Annotated in this window: 24 protein-coding genes and 1 tRNA gene; 12 read left to right on the top strand and 13 right to left on the bottom strand. The window is 31.3% G+C overall.

Features of this window, described 5'->3' with window-relative positions:
- The first annotated feature begins 73 nt into the window (after positions 1 to 73).
- Positions 74 to 868 (top strand): DUF2797 domain-containing protein, encoded by a 795-nt coding sequence (locus tag QM746_RS01640; RefSeq protein ID WP_414982618.1) that lies wholly within the window; start codon positions 74 to 76, stop codon positions 866 to 868.
- A gap of 70 nt (positions 869 to 938) precedes the next feature.
- A complete protein-coding gene (locus tag QM746_RS01635; protein ID WP_414982617.1) occupies positions 939 to 3,059 on the top strand; it encodes a hypothetical protein in 2,121 nt (706 codons plus the stop codon).
- A 30-nt stretch (positions 3,060 to 3,089) separates the two neighbouring features.
- Here the strand turns inward: QM746_RS01635 and QM746_RS01630 are convergent, their stop codons facing one another.
- From QM746_RS01630 to rplU, 3 genes are all read right to left on the bottom strand, one after another.
- A complete protein-coding gene (locus QM746_RS01630) occupies positions 3,090 to 5,204 on the bottom strand; it encodes a prolyl oligopeptidase family serine peptidase (RefSeq protein WP_414982616.1) in 2,115 nt (704 codons plus the stop codon).
- Positions 5,205 to 5,310: 106 nt separating this feature from the next.
- Positions 5,311 to 5,568, bottom strand: a complete 258-nt coding sequence (gene rpmA, locus QM746_RS01625) for a 50S ribosomal protein L27 (RefSeq protein WP_002984034.1) — start codon at positions 5,566 to 5,568, stop codon at positions 5,311 to 5,313.
- 31 nt (positions 5,569 to 5,599) lie between these two features.
- Positions 5,600 to 6,019 (bottom strand): 50S ribosomal protein L21, encoded by a 420-nt coding sequence (rplU, locus tag QM746_RS01620; RefSeq protein ID WP_374364090.1) that lies wholly within the window; start codon positions 6,017 to 6,019, stop codon positions 5,600 to 5,602.
- Between the two features lie 125 nt (positions 6,020 to 6,144).
- On the opposite strand from rplU, the gene QM746_RS01615 reads away from it, so the two are divergent.
- The 7 genes from QM746_RS01615 (at position 6,145) to uvrB (ending at position 13,954) form a co-directional block, all read left to right on the top strand.
- Entirely contained in the window at positions 6,145 to 7,257 is a 1,113-nt protein-coding gene (locus QM746_RS01615) for an acyltransferase family protein (protein WP_414982615.1), read from the top strand.
- A 25-nt stretch (positions 7,258 to 7,282) separates the two neighbouring features.
- A complete protein-coding gene (locus QM746_RS01610; RefSeq protein ID WP_414982614.1) occupies positions 7,283 to 7,861 on the top strand; it encodes a tRNA-(ms[2]io[6]A)-hydroxylase in 579 nt (192 codons plus the stop codon).
- Between the two features lie 70 nt (positions 7,862 to 7,931).
- On the top strand, positions 7,932 to 8,564 hold the full coding sequence (locus QM746_RS01605; RefSeq protein ID WP_414982613.1) for a DUF502 domain-containing protein: 633 nt from the start codon (positions 7,932 to 7,934) through the stop codon (positions 8,562 to 8,564).
- A gap of 97 nt (positions 8,565 to 8,661) precedes the next feature.
- Complete coding sequence (locus QM746_RS01600; protein ID WP_414982612.1) at positions 8,662 to 10,038, top strand: tryptophanase; 1,377 nt, start codon at positions 8,662 to 8,664, stop codon at positions 10,036 to 10,038.
- 101 nt (positions 10,039 to 10,139) lie between these two features.
- Entirely contained in the window at positions 10,140 to 10,511 is a 372-nt protein-coding gene (locus QM746_RS01595; RefSeq protein WP_414982611.1) for a BlaI/MecI/CopY family transcriptional regulator, read from the top strand.
- A complete protein-coding gene (locus QM746_RS01590; RefSeq protein WP_414982610.1) occupies positions 10,511 to 11,899 on the top strand; it encodes a M56 family metallopeptidase in 1,389 nt (462 codons plus the stop codon). Before QM746_RS01595 ends, QM746_RS01590 begins: the two co-directional genes overlap by 1 nt.
- A gap of 63 nt (positions 11,900 to 11,962) precedes the next feature.
- Positions 11,963 to 13,954: an excinuclease ABC subunit UvrB gene (gene uvrB / locus QM746_RS01585; protein ID WP_414982609.1), complete on the top strand. Its 1,992-nt coding sequence runs from the start codon at positions 11,963 to 11,965 to the stop codon at positions 13,952 to 13,954.
- Here the strand turns inward: uvrB and QM746_RS01580 are convergent.
- The 5 genes from QM746_RS01580 to QM746_RS01560 all read right to left on the bottom strand — a co-directional run bounded on the left by QM746_RS01580 (position 13,951) and on the right by QM746_RS01560 (position 17,678).
- The gene (locus tag QM746_RS01580; RefSeq protein ID WP_414982608.1) at positions 13,951 to 14,442 is read right to left on the bottom strand and encodes a hypothetical protein; all 492 of its coding nucleotides are present in this window, start codon (positions 14,440 to 14,442) and stop codon (positions 13,951 to 13,953) included. The two genes, uvrB and QM746_RS01580, sit on opposite strands and share 4 nt — an antisense overlap.
- 274 nt (positions 14,443 to 14,716) lie before the next feature.
- The gene (locus QM746_RS01575; RefSeq protein ID WP_414985110.1) at positions 14,717 to 14,968 is read right to left on the bottom strand and encodes a DUF3820 family protein; all 252 of its coding nucleotides are present in this window, start codon (positions 14,966 to 14,968) and stop codon (positions 14,717 to 14,719) included.
- An 8-nt stretch (positions 14,969 to 14,976) separates the two neighbouring features.
- Positions 14,977 to 16,065, bottom strand: a complete 1,089-nt coding sequence (locus QM746_RS01570) for an AI-2E family transporter (RefSeq protein ID WP_414982607.1) — start codon at positions 16,063 to 16,065, stop codon at positions 14,977 to 14,979.
- A gap of 66 nt (positions 16,066 to 16,131) precedes the next feature.
- Complete coding sequence (locus QM746_RS01565) at positions 16,132 to 16,896, bottom strand: YciC family protein (protein ID WP_414982606.1); 765 nt, start codon at positions 16,894 to 16,896, stop codon at positions 16,132 to 16,134.
- 59 nt (positions 16,897 to 16,955) lie between these two features.
- Positions 16,956 to 17,678, bottom strand: a complete 723-nt coding sequence (locus QM746_RS01560) for a hypothetical protein (RefSeq protein WP_414982605.1) — start codon at positions 17,676 to 17,678, stop codon at positions 16,956 to 16,958.
- Between the two features lie 204 nt (positions 17,679 to 17,882).
- Here QM746_RS01560 and QM746_RS01555 point away from each other — a divergent pair, with 204 nt between their 5' ends.
- On the top strand, positions 17,883 to 18,881 hold the full coding sequence (locus QM746_RS01555; protein ID WP_414982604.1) for an aminodeoxychorismate synthase component I: 999 nt from the start codon (positions 17,883 to 17,885) through the stop codon (positions 18,879 to 18,881).
- The gene (locus QM746_RS01550; RefSeq protein WP_414982603.1) at positions 18,865 to 19,491 is read left to right on the top strand and encodes an aminotransferase class IV; all 627 of its coding nucleotides are present in this window, start codon (positions 18,865 to 18,867) and stop codon (positions 19,489 to 19,491) included. The genes QM746_RS01555 and QM746_RS01550 overlap by 17 nt, the downstream gene beginning before the upstream one ends.
- An 11-nt stretch (positions 19,492 to 19,502) precedes the next feature.
- Here QM746_RS01550 and menD read toward each other — a convergent pair whose 3' ends face one another.
- The 4 genes from menD to QM746_RS01530 form a co-directional block, all read right to left on the bottom strand.
- Complete coding sequence (menD, locus tag QM746_RS01545) at positions 19,503 to 21,170, bottom strand: 2-succinyl-5-enolpyruvyl-6-hydroxy-3-cyclohexene-1-carboxylic-acid synthase (RefSeq protein WP_414982602.1); 1,668 nt, start codon at positions 21,168 to 21,170, stop codon at positions 19,503 to 19,505.
- 49 nt (positions 21,171 to 21,219) lie between these two features.
- Positions 21,220 to 21,296: transfer RNA gene (locus tag QM746_RS01540), tRNA-Asn, on the bottom strand.
- Positions 21,297 to 21,373: 77 nt separating this feature from the next.
- Entirely contained in the window at positions 21,374 to 22,705 is a 1,332-nt protein-coding gene (gene rseP, locus QM746_RS01535) for an RIP metalloprotease RseP (protein ID WP_414982601.1), read from the bottom strand.
- Positions 22,706 to 22,824: 119 nt separating this feature from the next.
- Entirely contained in the window at positions 22,825 to 23,265 is a 441-nt protein-coding gene (locus tag QM746_RS01530) for a DUF6646 family protein (RefSeq protein ID WP_414982600.1), read from the bottom strand.
- A 113-nt stretch (positions 23,266 to 23,378) separates the two neighbouring features.
- On the opposite strand from QM746_RS01530, the gene QM746_RS01525 reads away from it, so the two are divergent.
- Positions 23,379 to 24,128 carry an amidohydrolase gene (locus tag QM746_RS01525; RefSeq protein WP_414982599.1) on the top strand — a complete coding sequence of 250 codons (750 nt, stop codon included), beginning with the start codon at positions 23,379 to 23,381 and terminating at the stop codon, positions 24,126 to 24,128.
- A 46-nt stretch (positions 24,129 to 24,174) separates the two neighbouring features.
- On the opposite strand, the gene QM746_RS01520 is transcribed toward QM746_RS01525, so the two are convergent.
- Positions 24,175 to 24,522 carry a YybH family protein gene (locus QM746_RS01520; protein WP_414985109.1) on the bottom strand — a complete coding sequence of 116 codons (348 nt, stop codon included), beginning with the start codon at positions 24,520 to 24,522 and terminating at the stop codon, positions 24,175 to 24,177.
- Between the last annotated feature and the right edge of the window lie 112 nt (positions 24,523 to 24,634).

Here is a 24,634-nt window from a genome sequence, read left to right as displayed (position 1 = left end):
TAAACAATGTTTTTCTTACTAAAGACAAATGTAATAAAATGTTTTGCTATTTTTACGTAAAATTTTATTCATAATGCACTTTAAAGGACAAATTCTCAAAATGTCTTCCGTTTTCGGAAATCCCATCAATTATTACCTTAATCTTTCAGGAGATCTAATCTCGATGAATCAACTTTTTGGTAAAAAATTACACCTAAAACACGTTGGATATCAGTGTGTAAATTGTGGTAAAGACAAAAAAATATACAGAATGGGATTTTGTAAAGAATGTTTTTTCGAAAGTCCTTATGCTAGCGAAACGATTTTGAGACCAGAACTTTCTACGGCGCATCTTGGCATAGAAGAACGAGATTTGGAAGTAGAAAAAGAAATTCAGTTGCAACCTCATATCGTGTATTTGGCTTATACTGGCGATGTAAAAGTGGGCGTAACCAGAGAATCTCAAGTGCCAACTCGTTGGATAGACCAAGGCGCTACTTTTGCCATTCCAATTGCAAGAACTACCAATAGATACGAAGCTGGAGTGATAGAAGTTGAAATGAAAAAACATCTTGCCGATAAAACTAATTGGAGAAAAATGCTTCAAGATGAAAGAGAAAGCGATGTAGATTTAATAGATTTTCGTAATAAAATTGAAGATTTCTTTCCGAAAGAAAGTAAGCAATTTGTAATTGATGAAAATGAGGTTTGGAAACTAGATTTTCCTTATGAAGCCCCTTCAAAAATTACTTCTTTTACACTAGATTCTAAGCCAGAGTTTGAAGGTGTCTTAAAAGGAATTAAAGGACAATATTTGTGTTTTAACGACGGAGATTTCATCAATGTAAGAAGCCACGAAGGTTATGTAATTGAATTGGATATTTCTTAGAATGGATGATTTATAATAATCGCTCAAAATTCTATAAAAATTACGGCTAATCAATCTCTAAATTTACCGTATGAAGAGATTTCTAAAATTTTTTTTGTTTTTCATATTCAGTGTTGCTGCATTATCTGTAGCAACGATTTTAGGATTTAGATATTGGTTAAAAAATAATCTTCCTCAATATATTCAAGAGAAAACGCCATACAATATCACTTACAAAGATTTAAAAATCAGATTTTTACAGGGCGATATTACTGCTTCGAATATTAAAGTTTCAAATAAAAATCCTGAAAATCAGGAAATTATTGGCTTAGATGGAAATATTGATACTATTTACATCAGCAATCTTGGGATGTATGATGCTTTGGTAAATAAAACCATTAATTCAGATGAAATAAAATTAAGTAAACCCAATTTGAAAATTACTTTAGCAAAGCCTTCTACTCCAAAAATAAAGAAAAAGAAGAATTCTGTCGTCTTCAAAAATATGATGATTAGAAATGGGAATTTTGTTATAAACAGACGAAACGGATTTCCTCTTTTGAAGGTTAAAGAATTGAGTTTGAGTGTTGATAATCTTGATTTTACAGAAGAAGATGAGTTGCGTAAATTGCCTTTCGTTTTTGATGATTATTCACTTAAAGGCAATGATTTTGAAGTGTTTCCCGATGAAGTTTATAAAGTTACTGCTAAAAATATTGATACTGAAAATGGAAAACTTTCTGTAAAATATTTTAAGATTTTGCCTCAGGTGAAGTTAAAAAATTTTCAACAAAAATTTCCAAACAAAAATCTTGTTCATTTTGAAGCTTCTGAATTAAATTTTAGTGATATTGAATTGATAAACAATAAAGTAAGTTTTAATGAAATTCTTTTTTCTCATCCAAAAATTACACTTTTTGAAAGTAAAATGAAGAGAAAGAGATATGAAAAAACTCTTCCTTATGAATTGGATTTGAAAAATTTAATCTTCCAAAATGCTCAGTTTGATTTAAAAGATTTTGATGGAAAAGAAAAATTGTCTGTTAAAAATATCAACGCTTCGGTAAATAATTTTTTGGTAAATGAAGAAACTATAAAAGGTAAAATTCCTTTTTCTTGCAAAAATTACAGTGTTAAAACAGGAAGAATTTTATTTAAAGCAAATGAGTTCTATCAATTGAAAATGAATGAGTTATTGGCTAATAATAAAGGTTGGCAGTTTAATAATTTTTCAATGTTGCCTTTGCTTTCTAGGCAAGAATTTAGTAGAAAAATTAAAACAGAAAAAGATTGGTACAATATAAAAATTGCCAAAACAAAAATTTCAGGAATTGATTTCAATTTTACAAATAATCAACCCAATATAAATGTTAATAAAATTGATTTTAATGGAGTTGAAGCGATTATTTTTAGGAGTAAATTTCCAAAAGATGATTTGAGCAGAAAAAAAATGTATTCAGAGTTACTTCGAAGTATAAAATTTTCTTTGTTGGTTCATCATCTGAGTGTTAAGAATTCTTATTTGCAGTACGAAGAAGACAATACAAATGAAAATCCGGCAGGAAAATTGATTTTCTCCGACTTTAATTTGAAAGCGCAAAATCTCAATTCTAATAAAGGTTTCCAGAAAACTTTAGTTCCTATTTCAATTCAATGTAAGTTTATGAAAACTTCTCCAATGAACGTAAATTGGAGTTTTGATACCGCTAGAAAAGACGATTTTTTTAAAATTTCTGGTAATATTTCAAATCTTCCGGCAGAAAATATTAATCTTTTTGTTCAGCCTTATCTCAATATTACGGTTCAAGGCGAAATAAGACAATTAAATTTTAATTATAACGGAAATAATACTCATATTTTTGGCGATATGAATATGACGCATAAAGATTTAAAAGTTAGTATTTTAGATAAAGAAACGAAACAAAAGAAAAAGTTTTTAAGTGCTTTGGTGAATTTGTTTGTAAAATCTAATTCTAAGAAATTCCCAGAAAGCGTTGAAGTAGATGCAGAACGAGACAAAACAAAATCTTTTTTTAATCTTTTTTGGCGAGGAATTGAAGGAGGTCTAAAGAAAACTCTTATTTCTAAAAAAATAGAACAAAAAGAAGAAAAAATTAAAAAAACGGTAGAGAAAGTTAAAGAAATTAAAAAGAAAGTAGATGAGGACAAGGCTTCCTTCAAAAAGAAAATGAATGATAGATTTAAAAAGTAAAACCGCAGAAATTTCTGCGGTTTTGTTTATTTATTTTTTCAAATTTTCAAGTCCCATTTCGTAAAGGGCAAAGCTCAGAATATCTGTGTTTTCGCCAATTACTTGGTCTGTGCTTCTTCCTGCGCCATGTCCTGCATTGGTTTCAATTCTTATTAAAATAGGTTGGTTACAAGATTGTTTTTCTTGTAATTCTGCACCAAATTTAAACGAATGTGCTGGTACAACTCTGTCGTCATGGTCACTGGTAATTACCATGGTAGAAGGATAGCAAGTTCCTTTTTTAACATTATGAACTGGAGAGTAAGATTTTAAATATTCAAACATTTCTTTGTTGTCTTCTGCTGTTCCATAATCGTAAGCCCAACCTGCGCCAGCTGTAAATTTATTATATCTCAACATATCCAAAACGCCAACTCCAGGGAAAGCTACTTTTGCTAAATCTGGTCTCATTGTCATGGTAGCTCCTACTAATAAACCGCCGTTTGAACGGCCCGAAAGTGCCATGAATTCTGGAGAAGTATAACCATTTTTTTGTAAATATTCGCCTGCAGCGATAAAATCTTCAAAAACGTTTTTCTTTTGCATTTTTGTGCCCGCATCGTGCCATTTTTTTCCATATTCGCCACCGCCTCTAATGTTAGGAACGGCGTAAATTCCACCATTTTCCATCCAAATGGCATTAACAACAGAAAAACTTGGAGTTAAAGAAATATTAAAACCGCCATAACTGTAGAGAATTGTAGGATTTTTACCATCTAATTTTAATCCTTTCTTATAAGAAATCATCATTGGAACTTTAGTTCCATCTTTAGAAGTATAAAAAACTTGTTCTGAAACGTAATTTTCTGGATTGAATTTTACTTTTGGTTTTTCATATATTTCAGATTTTCCATTTTCAATATTCAGTTTATAGGTAGTTCCTGGTGTAATGTAATTTGTAAAAGAATAATAGATTTCTTTGTCATTTTCTTTGCCGCCAAAACCGTTTGCCGTTCCTTTTCCGGGAAGAGCAATTTCTCGAATTAAATTTCCGTTATAGTCGAATTGTTTTACAAAAGAAACGGCGTCTTTCATATATTTTGCGAAAATATTTCCTCCTCCAGTAGAAACGCTCAAAACATTATCAGTTTCTGGAATTACATCTGTCCAAACATCAGGATTATTGATGTTAAATTTTTGCAATTTCATATTCGGAGCATTTTTATCTGTGAAAATATAAATTTCGTCTCCTTTAGTGTCGATGATATTTGTATTGTAATCGTATCCTTTTTGAATTGGAGTAAAATCTAAATTTTTGGTTAAGTCTTTAATATACAGTTCGTTTCCACTTGTGTTTACAGCTGCGGAAAGAATAAGAAATCTTTCGTCTTCCGAAACATAAGCAGATAAATATCTTCTTTTGAAGTTATCTCCTCCAATAATCAATTGGTCTTCAGATTGTTTGGTTCCCAACTTGTGAAAATATACTTTATGAGTGTCCGTCATACCAGAAAGAATGCTTCCTTCTTTTGGTTGGTCGTATTTAGAATAGTAAAAACCTTCGTCTTTGTACCAAGAAGTGCTGCTAAACTTACATACAATTGGTTCGTCTAGAATTTTCTTAGTAGCCACATTCATAATGATGATTTTGTTCCAATCGCTACCTCCTTCAGAGATAGAATATGAAACTAAATTTCCTTTTTTGTTGAAAGAAAGTCCGGAAAGAGAGGTCGTTCCTTTTTCTGAAAATTTGTTGGGGTCTAAAAAGACTTTTGTTTTCCCTGTTTTGTCGGTTCTGTATAAGACAGATTGTGCTTGCAAACCGTCATTTTTGTAGAAGTAGGTATAATCTCCTTCTTCAAATGGGGCAGAGATTTTTTCGTAGTTCCAAATGTCTTTTAATTGAGAACGGATTTCTTCGCGAAAAGGAATTTTTGATAAATAATCTTGGGTGAATGTTACTTCACGTTTTACCCAATCTTTGGTTTCGGTTGCTCTATCGTCTTCTAACCAACGATAAGGGTCTTCTACTTTAGCGCCAAAATATTCGTCTGAGTGAGCAATTTTTTTAGTTTCGGGATATTGATAAGTACTTTTCATGTTTTGAGATGAACAAGAAGCAAGAGTGATGCTTGCTAAAATAATAGTAGGAAAATTCACTTTCATTTTTTCAAATTTCATCAAAAATAAATAAAAAAACCGAAGATAACCTCCTAAAAAATAAAAAAACCTCAGCAAATGCCGAGGTTCTTGTGTTGTATATAACGCTTAATTATGCGTTTGGTTCTACAGATACGAAAGATCTGTTATTTGCTTTCTTTCTGAAAACTACTTTACCGTCTACTAATGCAAACAAAGTATGGTCTTTACCAATTCCCACGTTATCACCTGGGTGGTGTTGTGTACCTCTTTGTCTTACGATAATATTACCAGCAATAGCTTCTTGACCACCGAAAATCTTTACACCTAATCTTTTAGAGTGAGATTCTCTACCGTTTTTGGAACTACCAACTCCTTTCTTGTGTGCCATTTTGTTTAAAAATTTTTATCGTAAATTAATACTATTCTTCAGTTTCTTTTTTAGCAGTTTTTTTAGCAGCTGGTTTTTTAGCTGGTTCTGCTCCTTCTTCAGTTGTTTCTTTTTTAGCAGCTTTTTTAGCTTTTGGAGCTTCAGCACCTGCGATAGAAACAATCTGGATTTGTGTTAATTGTTGTCTGTGTCCATTTTTTACTTTGTAACCTTTTCTTCTTTTCTTTTTGAAAACGATTACTTTATCAGCTTGAACATGATCAAGAATTTCCGCTTCTACAGCGATACCACTTACAGCCGGGGCACCTACAGTTACTGTTCCGTTTACAGTAAGAAGAACTTTTTCGAAAGATACTTTGTCTCCTTTTTCACCTTTTAAACGGTTTACAAACAACTTTTGGTTTTGCTCAACTTTGTATTGAAGCCCTGCTATCTCTACGATTGCAAACATTGTTTATATATTTTTAGTTAATTCGAGGTGCAAAAGTAAGAAAAAAAAATGAGTTATCCACATTAATGCTAAAATTTTTTAGTTAAAAACGAAAATTGTACATTTGAAAACACTTTATAAATTCTATGAAACGAGATCTTTACATCGATTTTGCCAAAGGCTTGGCTACACTTTCTATCGTTTTTATTCATACTGCTTTCTGGAGCGGACAACTTTATCTCCCGTCGGAAGTAAGAACTTTAAGTTTATTAATAGATGTACCTGTTTTTTTTGCGCTGAGTGGATTAACTTCTGGCAATAATGTAGAAAAAACCTTGTACAGATTGCTGAAACTGCAAGTTACTTATATGATTTTTGTAACTTTTCTATTTTTCTTGGATGGAATAATGAAATGGGGAATTTTTGGAATTTTCGGAACAGAAGGGATGCAATCGTACTATACCGTTTTTGGGACTAAATATGGCGTTCCTAATGTAGATTCTGCTTTTAATTGGGATATTCTTGGGAATTGGTTTCTGCATAGTTATAGCAATTGTGATAGTTTTCCTGTAGTAATGGGAAGTTTTTGGTATCTTAAAGTCTATTATATTGTTACGGTTTTTGGAGTTTTGATTTTAAAATTCTTTCCAAAGCATATTAAATGGTTAATTGGTGTTTGTTTGGCACTTACCATTTATTTTAATATTGATAATGATGTGATGAGAAATTATGCGCCTTATTATCCAAGTGGACAGGTTGGTTATGTTGCTTTTTATTTAGCAATTTTCTTATTTGCAATTCAATTGAAAGGAAAGAAAATTAAAAACGTTTTTGTGCCTGTTTTGTATGGTTTTGTAGCTTTGAGTTTGATTTTGGTTTTCTGGTATTTTGGAGATGAAGTTTTCTATAAATTCAACAAACAAAAATTTCCGCCCAAAATTCCTTATATTGTTTGGAGTTTGCTTTCATTAGTAACAATTTTTGTTTTATATAACCGCTTGAAAATCACCAAAGACAATTTCATAAATTATATTGGCAAAAACGCTATTTTCTATTATTTTGCACAAGGAATGAGTTCTTCTGTGGTTTATTTTGTGGTAGCGGCTCTTAAAGAAAATGTTAATACTTGGGTCTTAATGGTTTTGATTTATGCTTTGAATGTAGGTTTGGCAATCGTTTTTGCCGAAATTTTGAAGAAAATAGACTCTTATGGCTGGAAAATTTTAGAATTTTTGAGAAAGAAAACAGCCGAAAATTAATGTAAATTTGTGAAAATTTTAGAAAATGTTCAAATTAAAATTACCAACAGACCCACGTTGGGCAAATATAGCAGAAGGAAATTTAGAAGAAATCCTTACAGACCACGCTTGGTGCGAGCAAAAAGCAGCAACTAATGCAGTGGGTTTAATTACAATGATTCCGGAGCATACAGAGATTGTGACAGAATTATTGGCAATTGCTCAAGAAGAATTAGACCATTTCAACCAAGTTCATGAAATCATCAAAAAAAGAGGATATATTTTAGGTAGAACAAGAAAAGATGATTATGTAAATCAACTTTTTAAATTTATTATTCAAGGCAGTAGAGAAGATTTAATTATAGACAAAATGCTTTTCGCAGCAATGATTGAAGCCAGAAGTTGCGAACGTTTCAAAGTGCTTACCGAAAATATTAAAGATGATGAACTGAGAGAATTTTACAAAGAACTCATGATTTCTGAAGCCAATCATTACACTACTTTTATCGGCTTTGCAAGACAATTGGGAGACCCGGAAAAAGTTAACAAACGTTGGGAAGAATGGTTACAATATGAAGGCGAAATCATAAAATCTTACGGAAATAAAGAAACAATTCACGGTTAATATTTTTTTTGAATTTTAACTTATGAATTTTTTAGAATAAAGTTTTACCTTTGATTTGTAAAAATAAAAAGTGAAAAGACCGAAAACAGAAGGTTATATAAATCTTTTTCTCAAATCTTTTTTGAAAGGATTAATTATTGTTGGGCCAATAGCTGCAACATTATACATTATTTTCGTGGTTTTTGACACTTTAGATAATATTGTTCCTTTCGGGTTTTTTCTTCCTGATGAGTGGAATAGAACAGGTCTTGGTTTCATTACTTTGATTGCTTTTATCACAACCGTAGGATACTTCTTTAATAAATTTGTTTTTGGGAAATTTATTTTCGAAAGTTTAGACCATTTTTTAGAAAAAACGCCAGGCGTAAAACATATTTATTCTCCAACTAAAGACGTAATGAGCTCTTTTGTGGGAGATAAAAAGAAATTTAACGTTCCTGTTTGGGTAAAAACCAACGAAAATCCGGAAATCTGGAGAATAGGTTTTCTTACTCAAAATAATATGACAGATGTAGGAATGCCCAATCAAGTTGCAGTTTATTTGCCACATTCTTACGCCATTTCGGGTTGGGTAATTATCACTTCAAAAGAAAATATTAAAGCAGTTGAAGGCATGAGCGCTGCCGAAGCCATGAAATTTGCCGTAAGTGGCGGAGTTGCCGGTTTCCACAGTGATAAAAACGTTTTTAAAGCTCCGGAATGATTCAAATTAAATAATTGAAAAATGAAAGAATTAAGTATTGCTTTAATTTTTTCAAGTTTTTAAAAATTTAATTATTTAATTTTAAATTATTCATTTCATGAAACTTCCTTACGCAGAACCATTTAGAATAAAAATGGTTGAAGAAATATATCCATCAACTCGCGAACAACGCAAAGAGTGGCTTAAAGAAGCGCACTATAATTTATTTAACTTAAAATTTTCTCAAGTTTTTATCGATTTGCTTACTGACTCTGGAACCGGAGCAATGAGCGACAAACAATGGGCAGAAATAATGACGGGAGACGAAAGCTACGCTGGCTCTCGTTCTTTCGAAAAATTACAAAACAGAGTTACTGAAGTTACTGGTTTTCAATATCTTTTGCCAACGCATCAAGGTAGAGCTGCAGAAAATGTACTGTTTTCTGCAATGGTAAAAGAAGGAGATGTTGTTCCAGGTAATTCGCATTTTGATACTACAAAAGGTCATATAGAATTCAGAAAAGCGCATGCTGTAGATTGTACTATTGATGAAGCTTTTGATATAGACAATCTTCACGCTTTCAAAGGAAATATAGATTTGCACAAATTAGAAAGCGTGTATCTTTCTCATTCTAAAGAAAATATTCCGTTTTGTTTAATTACAATTACGTGTAATACTTCTGGCGGACAGCCAGTTTCTTTAGAAAATATAAAAGCAGTAAAAAAACTGTCAGACCAATACGGAATTCCTGTAATTTTTGATTCTGCAAGATTTGCAGAAAATGCTTATTTCATCAAAACAAGAGAAGAAGGGCAATCTGAAAGAAGCATCAAAGAAATTTGCCGAGAAATGTTTTCCTACGGAATGGGAATGACGATGAGTTCTAAGAAAGACGGTTTGGTAAATATCGGTGGTTTTATCGCTTTAAATGACGAAGAAATTTACAGAGCTGCTTCTAATTTTACCATTATTTATGAAGGTTTCATTACGTATGGCGGAATGGCTGGTAGAGATATGGCGGCTTTGGCTCAAGGTTTAGACGAAGCTACGGAATTCGATTATTTGAAAAGTAGAATTACTCAAATAGAATTACTCGGAAATCAATTAATAGAATTCGGGATTCCTATTCAAAAACCAATTGGCGGGCACGCAATTTTTGTAGATGCTTTGAAGTTTTTACCCAATATAAAACGAGAAGAATTCCCTGCGCAGACTTTAGCAATTGAATTATACAAAGAAGCAGGAATTAGAGGGGTGGAAATTGGAACTATTTTAGCAGATAGAGACCCAGAAACCAGAGAAAACCGCTATCCCAAGCTAGAATTGTTGAGACTTGCAATTCCGAGGAGAACTTACACCGATAATCACATTAATTATATTGCGGTGGCGCTAAAAAATGTTTTCGATAGGCGAGCAGAAATTAAGAAAGGCTATCACATTACTTGGGAAAGCGAAATTCTTAGACATTTTACCGTTCAGTTAGAAGAAATTTAATATCAACCGAGATTTTTCTCGGTTTTTTTATTTTTTAAAGAAAATGTTTGCGTATTCAAATTTTTATTCTACATTTGTAGAGTTAATTTTAATTTTGTAGAATGAAAGATCAAAAACTTACCGATGCTGAAAAAGATTTAATGGAAATTATCTGGCAAAAAAAAGCGGCTTTTATGAAGGATATTATGGAAGAATTTCCCGAACCAAAGCCAGCAACTACTACTATTGCAACGCTTTTGAAAAGAATGCAAAATAAAGATTTGATAGGATACAAAACGTATGGAAATTCTAGAGAATATTTCCCGAAAGTGAGTAAAGAAGTTTATTTTAAAGAAGAAATGACTTCTATGATTGACAAATTTTTCAACAGTTCTGCTTCGCAATTTGCTTCATTTTTCACTTCAAATACAAAATTGTCTCAAACCGAATTAAAAGAACTAAGAGACTTAATAGACCAAAAAATTAAAGACTAATGTTTGCCATCGTTTTAAAAATAATTTTAGTTTCTGCTCTATTATTGGCAGTTTACTATATTTTTTTTGAAAAAGAAAAAGTATTGAAATTCAATAGGTTTTATCTTTTGTTTTCGCTGGTTTTTGCTTACACAATTCCTTTTATTTCTCTTACGATTCCAAATTTTGAAAAATCAAAACCAAATTTAATAATAGGAAACGTGGTTCAACAACAAGCTGTTTTTGTTTCAAGTGTTGAGCAAAATAATGTGAATTGGATGATTTTAATTCCAATAATTTACGCTTCAGTTGCTTTGTTTTTTTTGATTAAAGCCATTATTTCTGTTTACAAAATTTTGAATTTAAAAGGACAAAATTTGATGTATCAGCATCAAAAAATTAAAATTCTAGAAAAGGAAATTGCTCCGTTTAGTTTTTTAAATAAAATTTATTTTGGTAAAAATTACTGGATTGACAACAATATAGACCAAAGAATTTTCTTACACGAAAAGCTTCATGTACTCCAGAAACATAGTTTGGATATTCTATTGCTCGAAATTTTAAAAATTATCTCTTGGTTTAATCCTGTGTTGCATTTTTACAAAAAAGCCATGATCAACAATCACGAATTTTTGGCAGACGAAAATGTAGTGAACAACAATTATGGAATAAAATCTTATCAGCATTTGATTTTAGACGAGATTATTTATCATCAAAATTACCAATTAACACACCAATTCAATTTTAATAACACCAAAAAACGATTTATCATGATGACAAAATCCAAATCCAAATTAGCTAACCTTAAGAAGTTTCTAATTTTACCATTATTTGCCATTTTCTTTGTGGCATTTGCAAACAAGAAACCTTCTGAAATTGTAGAAAATAACTTCTCAAATTCTGAGAAAATTTTCAAGGAAAAAATTCCATTACCTCAAAATTTAGAAAGTAAAATCTTAACGAAATCCGAAAATGACACCATTAAACCAAAAGTTAAGAAAACAGAAGCTGCAATTAAAACAGAAATTAAAAATGAAGTAGCTAAAGCAAGTCAGTCTAAGTCTGCTGAGCCAATTTTACCACCTCCGCCTGTAGATAAAATAGAATCACATACAGAAGCAGAATTCCCGGGAGGTTTAACTGCTTTAAGAAATAAATTTTCTGAAAATTTTGACCCAAGTAAATTAGAAAATACTAAAGGAATCATTAAAGGAACAATAGTTTTAATTATTTCTGATGATGGCAAACGATACAATGATAGTTATGATTTTGATAATGAATCATTTAAAAAAGCGGCCAAGAATTCAATTGAAAAAAGTTTAGAAGGTGTTGTTTGGAAACCAGCAACGCTTAACGGTAAGCCTGTAGCTTCTTCTTTTAAAATGCCAATGACCATGAGTTTTGAATAAATTCTTAAAAGAGCAGAAATTTCTGCTCTTTTTTTATTTGTTTTTCTTTTGTATTTTTGGAATATGAATTTCAAACTCAATTCAGAATTTGCGCCAACTGGCGACCAACCTCATGCGATAGAAAAACTTTCCGAAGGAATAGAAAGCGGAGAGAAATATCAAACGTTACTTGGTGTTACAGGTTCTGGTAAAACATTCACCATTGCAAATGTGGTAGAAAAAGTGCAAAAACCAACTCTAGTTCTTGCGCATAATAAAACTTTGGCGGCTCAACTTTTTATGGAATTCAAAGAATTTTTTCCAGAAAATGCCGTAGAATATTTCGTTTCTTATTACGATTACTATCAGCCAGAAGCTTACATTGCTACCACAGGAACTTACATAGAAAAAGATTTGTCTATTAATGAAGAAGTAGAAAAACTCAGACTTTCTGCTACTGCAAGTTTGCTTTCTGGGAGAAGAGATGTTTTGATAGTTGCTTCAGTTTCTTGTATTTATGGTATTGGAAATCCTACGGAATTCAATAAATCTTTAATAGAAATAGAAGTAAACTCTAAAGTTTCTAGAACAGCTTTTCTTCATAAATTGGTTAATGCGCTATATTCTAGAAGTATAAATGAATTTGTAAGAGGTACTTTTCGGGTGAAAGGAGACGTTATAGACGTTTATCCTGCTTACGCTGATAACGGAATTAGAGTTCAGTTTTTTGGAGACGAAATTGAAAAAATTCAAAGTTTTGATGTGATTTCAGGTAATGTAATTTCAAATTTTGACCAAATTAATATCTATCCTGCTAATTTATTTGTTACTTCAAAAGAAACGATGAATGAAGCAATTAGAGAAATTCAGGATGATATGGTAAAGCAAGTTGATTTTTTTAATTCTATTGAAAAGCCTTTGGAAGCCAAACGTTTGCAAGAACGTACCGAATTAGATTTAGAAATGATAAAAGAGCTCGGATATTGTTCTGGCATCGAAAATTATTCTCGTTATATGGATGGAAGAGAGCCTGGTTCTAGACCTTTCTGTTTGCTAGATTATTTTCCGAAAGATTATTTGATGGTGATTGATGAGTCTCACGCTACGCTTCCGCAAGTTCACGCAATGTACGGTGGCGATAGAAGCAGAAAAGAAGCTTTGGTAGAATATGGTTTTAGACTTCCTGCAGCAATGGATAACCGTCCGTTGAAATTTCCAGAATTCGAGGAAATGCAAAATCAGGTAATTTATGTTTCCGCAACACCGGCAGATTACGAATTGGAGAAATCTGGCGGAATTTATACCGAACAAATTATTCGTCCTACTGGACTTCTAGACCCAATTATTGAAGTGAGACCAACGATGAATCAAATTGATGATTTAATTGAGGAAATTCAAAAAAGAGTAGAAGAGGACGAGCGTGTTTTGGTAACGACTTTAACCAAAAAAATGGCGGAAGAACTCACAAAATATTTCACAAAATTTGGAATTAGAACGCGATATATTCACTCTGATGTAGAAACTTTGGAGCGAATACAAATTATGCAAGACTTAAGAACGGGATTGTTTGATGTTTTGGTAGGTGTAAATCTTTTGAGAGAAGGTTTAGATTTGCCAGAAGTTTCTTTGGTAGCGATTCTTGATGCAGATAAAGAAGGGATGCTAAGGTCTCGCAGATCTTTGGTGCAAACCGTAGGAAGAGCTGCAAGAAATGTGAACGGAAAAGCAATTTTGTATGCTGATAAAATGACCAATTCGATGCAAAAAACCATTGATGAGACCAATTATCGACGAGAAAAACAAATGAAATATAACGAGGAACATAACAAAGTTCCTACTCCGCTTAATAAGAAAATTTCTGAAAATTTGGTGGGCAGAGCCAAAGATTTCCCAGATTCTGCTTATACTCAAAAAGAAATTGTAAGACAAGTTGCCGAAGAAAAAGCAGCTTATGGAAGTGTTGATATTGAAAAGATGATTGCTGAAAAACAAAAAGCAATGGAAGCTGCGGCTAAAAATTTAGATTTTATTACAGCTGCGAAATTGAGAGATGAGATTTTGGCTTTAAAAGGTTAGGTTGCAAATCCTAAATCTATAATACAATTTTCAGGGTTTTTAGGATCATAAATGAGTGTGGTTTTTTTATGAAAATCGAAAAGTATTTCCACGCTTTTCATGTTCATTGGTAATTTTATATCATGTAGATAATTTCCCCCATCAACTGTATAGACTAATTTAACAAAAGAAATGTAATCCGTTTCTTGCCTTTTTTCTTTAATATCAACAAAACCATTTTCAACAAATTTATCAAAAGTTGCTGATTCATTAAATTCTGTGATTCTTTTATCCTCTGTAATGCTTATCATAGATGTTGTTAAATCAATTTCAATTTTTTTACCATTTTTCAGAAGATAATTAACATTGTTGCTATGTTTAACGGTTCTGAATGAATTATAAATGAATTTAATTAAATATAAAATTCCAAACACTATGAAAAGAAATATAAATATGTAGGCAATCTCTTGTCTAAAAAATTTACTACTTAAAAATGTTATAAAAATCATGTTTTTTTTAATATTATAATAGTAGTAGGTTCCTACGGAACCCTTTCTAGTTTGAGGTAATTTTTATTATGAATAAAGTTATTCCTACTATTCCTAATAGCATAATTAGCATACTCATTATTCTTAAAATAAAAGCTGTTGTGTGTTTTGCAAAGAATTTTCTAATGAAATTATTTGCTTCAATTTTTTCTTTCTCTAAAATTTCTGGACTAAATTTATAAAAATAGAATCCAATAAAAAGCATGAAAAAACTTGTTATTAATATTTTCATATCCTAAAACTTATAAACCCTCTTCTTCGGTTTTTCATAATTCACTTCACCACGAATTGGCGTTAATAAATCCATTAAACCGTTGAGTTTAATTTCGTAAATCGTAGAAAGTTGCATCCCGAGTTTTCCTTTGGGCATTCCTTGTCTTTGGAACCATTCGAGATATGAAATAGGCAAATCTGCTAAAATAGTTCCTGCGTATTTTCCGAAAGGCATTTTTACCTCGCAGATTTCTTTTAAAATTTCTGGATTAATCAATTTTTCTAAATTTTTACTTCTACACTTTCTTGGTTATCGCCTTTTTGGTCGGGAAGAATTGATGAGGTTTCTTCGAGTTTTTCTGAGAATTCGTCGGCATAAATTTGCATCAGTAGTATTGTAATGGAAACCAATATTGGACCGAAAATCAATCCAAAAAATCCAAAAATCTTTAACCCTAAAATAATCCCGAAAACAGTATTAAGAGGATGTATATTTTCTAATTTTTTGAGCAATGTAAATCTCAAAACATTATCAATTAAACCAACAATTAGTAATCCATAAGCTATAACGCCTAAACCACCAACGGTGTCTCCACTTGCCAACATAAAAATCCCAACAGGAATATAAACAATTGCTGCTCCTACAATAGGAATCATGCTTCCAATAAAGGTAAGCGCAAATAATAATATCGGGCTGGGAGCTTTGAAGATGAAATAACCAATTAATGCTACAATGGCTTGTCCTAATGCAACAACAGGAATCCCAACAGCGTTTGCTACTACTAATTTTCTGAATTTTATACCAATTTTTTTTCCATTAGATTTTTTTAAAGGCGAAATTCCCATTAAAATTCTTTCGAAAAGTCTAGCTTTGGTAAGCATAAAATACAGAATAAAGAACATTGCTGAGATTACTGTAAGAGTGTTGAGTGTTGTGTTGAGGATTGTAGTAGAAAGTTTTCCTGCTACTTCAGATATTTTCTGCTTATTTTCTTTACTTAAAATATCAATGTCTAATTTACTCTGAATATAATGAGATACTTTGTCTATAAAATCATTGAATTTATCTGCGTATTGTTGTGCGTTTCCAATTTTTTCTACCAATAAATCTACAATAAGATAAGATGGAATAATAATAACGAAAAGTGCAATGAGAATAATGACAATGGCTGCTGCCCAAGGTTTCCATTTTCTTTTTTCTACCAGATTAAAATTAAATTCCCTCGAAATAATATAAAGCGTAAGTGCACCTAATAGTGATGGTAAAAAATCACTCAAATTGAAAAGTATTAAACCCAGCATCAATAAAATGATGGCAAGCATAAAAACCTGTCTTACTTTGTTATTGCTTATTTGGTTAGATGTATTCATATTGTGGAATTAAAAAAGCAACAGAAATTTCTGTTGCTTTCAAAGGTATAAATATTTTTAAAAATTTTAATCTTTATTTACTTCGTAAGGTGTACCAAATAAAGCACAATATAATGAATATGAAACAGTGTGTATAAATGGTAATGTAACAATTGCTCCAATACAGCACAATAAATATCCAGAAATTGAAATTAAACCTCCTAAAATCGCAACTACCAATACAAGTCCGAAGTTATCATTTGTAGTTTTGAAGCTCAAACTTAATCCATCAGAAACATTTTTATTGCCAAAAAATACAATGGGCAAACCAACGAATCCTACAATGTACATATAAATACCTGGTAAAAGACAGAAAAAAGTACCTACTGTTGCTAAAATAGAAATTACAATTCCGTATAAAATTAAATTTCCTGTATTTTGTCTGTATCCAATAAATAAGTCCGAAAACTCAATATTTTGTTTCGTGTTGCTTTTATGAGTCATATAAATAATGCCTGCGGATAAAGGGTATAATATCATACTACTTACCATAGACGATAGCATTGCAAATGCAGTAGAACCAAACCCAGAATTTTGTTGTTCTAAAATCATGTCTTTTAAATCTTCAGAATTTCCAGATTGTGCAGACTCAATAAGTTCTTTGTAGAAGCTTACTCCTAAAGTAGCACTTGGAAAAAGCATAGAAATTAAATAAGAAATAACGAAAGTAATAACCCAAAATAATATTGCATACCCGATAATGTTTTTATAATTCTCCCATGCGTGAGAAATAATACTTCCAGATTCCTTTTGCGGAGCTAAAGGTCTTTCAAATTCAGAAAAGTTACTCATAGTTTTAATATTTTGTTTTTACCAAAATTAGTTAAAATTATGTGACTTTTGTTACAGAACTACACAAATTTTATACGAAAATAACTTTTAAACAAAGTATAAATAATTGCATTCCAGAAAGGAAAGGTAAAGAAAAGCCCAAAAAAGCATAAGAGAAATCCAGAATAACTGAAAATTATAGCTAAAACAGAACACGCTGCTATAATGAAAAAATTACCGCCAACTACCTTAAAACTTATCTTTAGAGCTTCGGTTAAATTCATCGGAGTAAAATAAAGAAGCGGTGCCGCAAAAATGGTAAACATAATCCATAGAAAACCAGGGATTACCAATGGTTTTAAGTAGAAATAAATTCCGCCCCAAAGCAAATAATAACCAAAAAATTTAAAGAAATTAGAACCAGAAAAACCAGCAAATAAATCGTTTATATTAACTTTTTCATGAGCATCTATTAAAGTATAAATTTTGAAAAAACCAATATTAAGAGGATAAATAATTGCAGTAGCTACAATTACCATCATTGAGAAATATTTGAAATTGTCACTAAAGGTAATCTCTTGAATAGCAGAGCTAAATTCGTCTGGGTTTGAAGACATTAATGGAGCAATTTCTTGTATTTTAGGGTAAATTTCATAGTAATCTAACAAAAATTTTCCCAAAATAAGTAACGTAGAAAAGTATATTAAAGTAAATATTAATTGATAAAAAAGAGTGGAACTCCAATATTTAAAAGACTGTTTTATAACGTAATCTAAACTAATCTTTCTGCTTGCTTCATTCATTTTGCAAAATTAGTTCTTTTGTATAAAATTTACCATTGTTTTTTTTAATTTAATTGATAGAAATTCATGTTTTTAATGGTAATTTAATTTTTAATTGTTCTTATGAACGATGAAGGTTATTTTTTAATAGGGTTTTAGAAGAAAAAAGTTTTTTTTTCAGAAATAAAAAAGGAGATAATTTTTTTCAAAAATGTAAATTTGCGCATGTTAAATATCAATCATCAAAAATTCTTAGAATTAGACCAACTTTCTCAGCAGAAAGTTCCTTTCTTTTTTGTGATAGATTTTTTGATGGAAAACGTTTTGATTTTCAATGAAGAAGATTTAAAATCAAAGATAATTTTAGTAGATTTTCCTTATTTCAAAAACATTGAAAACAAAGAATTTGCTTCTAAAAAAATTGAATGGCAAGCTTTTCCTCAATCTAAAAAAGATTACGAAAAAGGTTTCAAAATTGTGCAAGAACATCTAAAACGTGGCGATTCTTATTTGGTAAATTACACTACAGAAACTCCCGTTGAGACCAATCTTACTCTGGAAGAAGTTTTTTATCAGTCTAAAGCAAAATACAAAGTGTTGCTTAATAATGAGTTTACTTTTTTTTCGCCAGAAACTTTTGTCGAGATTAAAAACCAAAAAATTTACACTCATCCAATGAAAGGAACTATTGAAGCGGAAAAACAGAACGCAATAGAACTTTTAAAAAACGATGTAAAAGAAAAAGCCGAACATTATACGGTAGTAGATTTGTTGAGAAATGACTTGAGTATGATTGCTGATAACGTTCAATTAGATGAATTTCAACGAATTGATTATCTGCAAACTAGCAATAAAAATCTCTATGCGATGAGTTCGGAAATTTCTGGTGATGTAAAACCAGAATTTCAATATAAAATAGGAAGTTTGCTTCAAAAAATTCTTCCAGCTGGTTCTATTCTCGGAGCGCCAAAACCGAAGACTTTGGAAGTGATTTTGGAAGCCGAAAATTATAAAAGAGGATTTTATACCGGCGTTGCAGGTTGTTTTGATGGAGAAAATCTTGATTCTTGTGTGATTATTAGGTACATAGAAAACAAAAATTCTTTATATTTGAATGAAAAACCGAATTTGGTTTTCAAAAGTGGAGGCGGAATTACGCATCTCAGCAAGCTAGAAGACGAATATCAAGAAATGAAAAACAAAATATATGTCCCAATTCATTGAAAGCATCAAAATAGAAGATCAGGAAGTGTTTCTGCTAGAGTTACACCAAAAAAGAGTGAATGATACTTTTGCGCATTTTGGGGCGCAAGGTTCTATCAATTTAGAAAAAATTGTAAAAAATCTAGAAATAGACGAAGACGGATTTTTTAAACTGAGAATTGTGTATGATTTAAATAGAAACTACAAAACTCAGCTCATTCCTTATGCTATTGCAGAGATTGATAATTTTCAGTTGGTAGAAAACAATACATACGATTATGCTTTTAAATTTGAAGACCGTAAGGAATTCGAAAAAATGAAAACCAAAGCAAAATGCGAAGAAATTATTATTGTTAAAAATAATTACATCACGGATACTTCTTACACCAATCTACTTTTCTTAAAAGACGAAATTTGGTACACGCCAACTACTTATTTGTTAAACGGCGTAATGCGCCAACATCTTTTGAAAGAAAAGAAAATAAAAGAAACCGAAATTACTTTGCAAAATATTAAAGAATTCTCTCATTTTCAACTGATTAATTCTATGAACGATTTTGATGATATGTTTATCTATCCTATTGAAAGAATTGTAAATTTACCAGAAAGCAGAGAGTATTTGGGGATTTAATTCTGTGTTTTTTACTTCAAAGAATTAAAATACTCTTTCAAAACATCAGCATTTTGAATTTCAGAAGTATTAATTTCTAGAATTTTTGGTTTTTCTTCTGGCTTAAAGAAATTGTCCAAAGTTCTTAATAAAGTTTCTTCTTCATCTACTTTAAAATAACTAAAACCGAAATGTTTGGCGATGTGTTCGCAGGTTTTATGATGTTTTGTTGCGATAAATTCGTCCACAGCATTGGTAGAACTTGGTCCGGGAATAATTCTGAAAATATTTCCTTCGCCGTTGTTCACCACAATAATTCTCGTATAAGGCGGAATGTATTGGTTCCAAAGTCCATTTACATCGTACAAGAAACTTAATTCTCCAGTTACCAAAATCACAGGATTTTCGCTCATCATAGCATATCCCATTGCGGTAGAAGTGCTGCCGTCAATTCCGCTGGTTCCTCGGTTGCAGAAAATATGATGATTTTTAGAAAACGGAAAAAGTTCGGTGTATCTAATTGCAGAAGAATTAGAAACGTGAACGTGATAATTCTGAGGAATTTTTTGCTCTAGAATTTCAAAAATTTTAAAATCCGAAAATCTGATAGACGAACAATAAGCATCGTGTTTAGCGTCTCTTTTGTCTCTTAAAACATCCCAAAGATTGTAATAAGCTTGTGGCTCTAACTTAGAAAAAGGAAGCAGTTGCCCGAAGAAAATTTCTGGTTTTGCATTAATTTTTTCGGTAAGAGCATAGTAAGTATTAGGAAACCAATGTTGGTCTATATGCCAATGTTTGCTAGGTTTTGCTTTTCTTAAAAATTCTTTTACTTTTTTAGAAACCACATTCTGCCCAATAGTAATCAGTAAATCTGGAGCGAAAGTTCTTATGTCTTCGTCGTTAAAATTAAAAACATAACGGTCTATATGATTGAAGAATTTTTCGTGATAAAGATTAGAATTTGCCTCTGTTAAAACCACTACAGAATGGTTTTTTACAAACTGAGAAAGGATAGATTCTAGCTCTGGATTTTTATCGTGAGTTCCTGCTAAAATTAGAATTCTTTTAGATTGATTGAATTCTGAAATTAATTGAGAAGGAATTTCGTGTTTTTTTTCTTGTTTAATGACTTCAATTTCTGGGAAAACAGGCATTTCGTACACCAATCCATATAAAGGCTCAGAAAGCGGAATATTGATATGTACAGGACCTTGTTTTTCTATACAAAGTTCTATGGCTGTTTTAATGGTTTTGAAATTTTCTTCTTCAGCATTCTCTGTTTCGTCTTCCAAAAGTTCAAAATCTCCATAAGAATGTTGTTGAAATAAATTTTTCTGACGAATAGTTTGTCCGTCAAAAATGTCAACAAAATCTCTCGGTCTGTCTGCTGTTAAAATTAAAAGCGGAACGTTTTGATAAAAAGCTTCTGTAACCGCAGGATAATAATTGGCAGCTGCAGAACCAGAAGTACAAGAAATGGCAACGGGCTTTTTAAGAGATTTTGCCATTCCCATTGCGGTAAAAGCTGCGCTTCTTTCATCTACCACGCTGAAACATTCAAAACTATCTAAATCAGAAAAATGAATGGCAAGTGGAGCATTTCTAGAACCAGGTGAAATTACCATTTTATTGATGCCATATTGTTGTAAAATATGTCCTAAAATCTGAATTGAACGTTTTGCTGAGAATTGTTTCATTTTAAAATACCAAAAATACAAAAAAAACCATCAGATTTTCTGATGGTTTTGGCGCCTTTTGCTGGGCTCGAACCAGCGACCCTCTGATTAACAGTCAGATGCTCTAACCGACTGAGCTAAAAAGGCTACTCTGTTTGTTTTGAGTGGTGCAAATATAGAGCGTTTTTACTTATCTGCAAAATATTTTCAAGAAAAATTTTCAATTATTTTACGATTAATTTGTAAATATCTGAACCAAAGATTAATAGCATTAGTCCCATTAGGAAGATTACTCCAATCATTTGAGCATTTTCTAAAACTTTTTGCGGAACTGGCTTGCCAGTGATAAGTTCCCAAGTGGTAAAAAGGGCGTGCCCACCGTCTAAACCTGGGATAGGAAGCAAGTTTAAAAATGCTAACCAAGCCGAAAACATTGCCGTAAAACTCCAAAAAGCTACCCAATCTATTTCTTTAGGCATCATTTTGATAATGGCAATAGGACCTCCAACGTTTTTGTATCCTTTAATTTTCTTGTTAAACATTAATTTGAACTGCTTAATCTGCATGGTAAGAGATTCTACTGTTCTTTCGAAACCTCTTCCTATTGCGGGGAAAAAACTATATTCTTTAGTGGTTTCTGTTTGTTCAAAAGCTTTTAATGCTAAATTTTTGTTTTGAAAATAGCCTATTTTGCCGTCTTTTGTAGTTGTAAGGTCTAGTGTTTTTAATTCACTATTTCTTAGAACCTCTAATTTTATTGGAGTATTTTTTTTGTTAGATAAATCTTGAATTAATTCATCTTGAAAATTAATTTTTTTGCCATCAACTCCTACAATTTTATCGCCAATTTGTAAGCCTGCTTGCTTAGCTGGCCCTTCAATAATAGAATCTACTACAGGAGCAAATCTATTGGAGATGTATAATTTAGCTGTTTTCGCGCCTAAAATGTGAGCAATTCCGTCTTCATTTGGTTTGAAGGTTACTTCTTTTCCATTTCTTTCTACGGTTACTTCATCAGCAAGAAGCATATTAATCATAGAATTTTCTAATCTTTCAGCTGGTTTGCCATCTATTTTTAAGATTTTGTCTCCGTTTTGAAGTCCCATCATTGCTCCTTCTTCAGAAACTGCAATTCCATTTTGGAATTTTGCCAAATCGTGATATTGTTCGCCAACTGATAAATTTAATCCTGTGAAAATAGCCCAAGCTAAAATTAAATTAACGATAATGCCACCAAGCATAATGATGAGTCTTTGCCAAGCTGGTTTACTTCTAAATTCCCAAGGTTGTGCAGGTTGTTTTAGCTGTTCGGTGTCCATGCTTTCATCCACCATACCAGAGATTTTTACATAGCCACCAAAAGGAAGCCATCCGATTCCGTATTCTGTTTCTCCGATTTTTTTCTTAAATAAAGAGAACCAAGGGTCAAAGAAAAGATAGAATTTTTCTACTCTGCATTTAAACCATTTAGCTGGTAAAAAATGTCCTAATTCGTGTAAAACAACAAGTATAGAAATACTTAATATAAATTGAAATATCTGTGTTGCTAATTCCATTAAGTTTAATTATTTTTTTAAAATTATGCAAATGTAACAATTCTGTTTCACTAAAACCGTACCAAATAAAAAAAGACGCCAAAAAGCGTCTTTAATTTATGATTATTTAATGTATTCAATTAGAAATTGAAAGAAACACCAATGCTACCATTGTTACCAGCTTCTAAGAATGCACCAACATTATTATTGAAGTAATATCTTACACCAAGGTGTGCTCCAAGTCCGAAAGTATTGCCAATAACACCTACATCTACACCTGGATACAAATCCCATTTGCTAGGCATATCTAAAGCATCTTGTAAGTGAAAGTTTACTCTACCAAATACAAAAACGTTATTGTCTTTGTTGTCATCTTTATATCCAGAGAAATATAAATTTGCACCAGCACCTAAAGAGATTATTTTAGAAACTCCATAATCGTAAGTAGCAGTAACACCAGTGCCGTTGCCCCAACCATTAAGACCTACTTGAAATTTTTGATCTCCACTTCCTTGCCATGCTTGCGCAAACGTCATTTGTCCTAAAAAGAACATCGCAAAAACGAATACGATTTTTTTCATAATTTTATTTTTTTAATTGTTATTATAACTGCAAATTTATATTTTTCTTATATTCACATATTACAATTGTGGTAATATTGTAACACAAAATAGAAATTCTGAAACTTACAGAAATGAAAATCATAGGTTTAAATCAAAATATAATTTGGAAAAATATTTATGCTAATTTTTCTTTAATAGAAAGGGAATTTGAATATCAAGAAGCAGATTTGTTTTTACTTCCAGAGATGTTTACAACGGGTTTTTGTATGAAAGCTGAAGAAGTGGCAGATAATGAAGGAGTAACTTTGTCTTGGATGAAATCTTTCTCGAAAAATAAAAATTCTGCAATTGCAGGGAGTATTTCTGTAAAAGATGGAGAAGATTTTTACAATAGATTTTATTTTGTGAAACCAGATGGAAGTTTTCAGTTTTATGATAAGAAACATTTGTTTTCCTATTCTGGCGAAGACAAAGTTTATACACATGGAAAAGAAAGAGTAATTGTAAATTATAAAGGATGTAGATTTTTACTACAAGTTTGTTTTGATGCAAGATTTCCCGTTTTTGCAAGAAATAAGAATGATTATGATGCGATTTTATATGTTGCGAATTGGCCGGAAACTAGAGTTTTAGCTTGGGAAACTTTAACTAAAGCCAGAGCAATAGAAAATCAGTCTTACGTTTTTGCGCTTAATCGAATTGGAACTGATGGCAATAATTTAAAATATAGAGAAAGTAGCCATTGTTTTTTTGCTGATGGCGAAGATATTTCTACAAAAGAAGATAATTTAGTAATTGCGAATTTAGATTTAGAAAAATTACAAGAATTCAGAAAAGATTTTCCTTTTTTGAGTGATGCTGATGATTTTGTTTTGAAATAAAAATGGTGAAAATATTTAGTTTTCACCATTTTAAATTGTATATTTTTTAGCTAGAGTGGTCTGAAATAATTTTCCAACCATCTTTAAATTTTTGAAAAATTAAAGTATAAACTCCGTTTGGAGAATCGTTTTCTCTAATCAGTTTCCATTTTCCAAATACAAAAGCATAATCTTTTCCTAATGGTTTTACAGAAATATCTGAAAATTCTAAAATGCCCATTTTTTCTTTGTTAGGATAAGTTTGTTCGTAATTGTCAAGTGTTTTTTGCCAGCCATAAGTTGGTCCGCTAGAGCCTACAAATAACAGCGCGTCGTTTTTCCAATAGCCACTCATAAAGGTTTCTAGATTTCCTTTATTCCAAGCTTCTTGTTGTGTGTGAAGTACTTTTAGAATTTCTTTTTCTTGAGAAAAACCAATAGTAAAGCTAAGTAGTAATAAAAATAAAATGCTTTTTTTTATATCAATTTTTTGTAAAAATAAAAAAAAGGAGCTGAATTTTCAACTC

This window comes from Cloacibacterium sp. (assembly GCF_047601505.1).
GTDB lineage: Bacteria > Bacteroidota > Bacteroidia > Flavobacteriales > Weeksellaceae > Cloacibacterium.
Note: the sequence above shows the minus strand (reverse complement) of the source record. Positions and strands in the feature narration are given on the sequence as shown.